This is a genomic window from Endozoicomonas arenosclerae, from assembly GCF_001562015.1.
GTDB lineage: Bacteria > Pseudomonadota > Gammaproteobacteria > Pseudomonadales > Endozoicomonadaceae > Endozoicomonas_A > Endozoicomonas_A arenosclerae.
This window is the reverse complement of the sequence record NZ_LASA01000328.1, coordinates 1-783: the sequence shown is the minus strand read 5'-3', so window position 1 is coordinate 783 and position 783 is coordinate 1. Positions and strand designations below refer to the sequence as shown.

The window sequence follows — 783 nt, the reverse complement described above, 5'->3', positions numbered from 1 at the left end:
AGCCAAGGAAAGCGCCAGAGACTACTTGCTGAATCCAGACAATAAGCCGTCTGAAGCAACACCTACCAAGACGTCCTCTCAGCCAACGATTGAAGTGACCACCACTCAGACCACAACCACTGTGCCCACGGACACACCAACAGAAAGCACCAAGCCAACAGGCAGCAGTCAGTCATACAGCAGTCGTTTATACACCAGCATTTTTGGTAACACATCGATGCCTGAAGATGTCGATAGAACCACTGAAACTGTGACACCCACGGCTACTGAAACTGTTTCAAAAACAACTGAAGCACCYACCACGACTTCYTCTCAGSAGACTAGTGAAGCGACYTCCACTCAGAGCACAACAACTGAGCCTACTGTCACTCCAACAGCTACTACCAAGCCAACGAGCAGCAGTCAGTCCTACACCAGTCGTTTATACACCAGCATTTTTGGCAACACATCCATGCCTGAAGATGTCCCARCWACMACAACCCCTGAAACACCCACCGCTGACTGAAAGTGTTTCAAAAACAACTGAAGCATCTACCACGACTTCTTCTCAGGAGAGTAGTAAAGCGACTTCCACTCAGAGCACAACGACTGAGCCCACTGTCACTCCAACAGCTACCACCAAGCCAACGAGCAGCAGTCAGTCCTACACCAGTCGTTTATACACCAGTATTTTTGGCAACACATCCATGCCTGAAGATGTCGGGAGAACCTCTGAAACTGTGACACCGACGGCTACTGAAAGTGTTTCAAAAACAACTGAAGCACCCACCAGTACCACAACCT

At 49.2% G+C, this 783-nt stretch carries 1 protein-coding gene; it reads left to right on the top strand.

All coding sequences use genetic code 11. The features are described from left to right. The coding region (locus WG89_RS31590; protein WP_414630402.1) for a hypothetical protein at positions 1-505 on the top strand (505 nt) is incomplete at its 5' end. Positions 506-783: the final 278 nt, after the last annotated feature.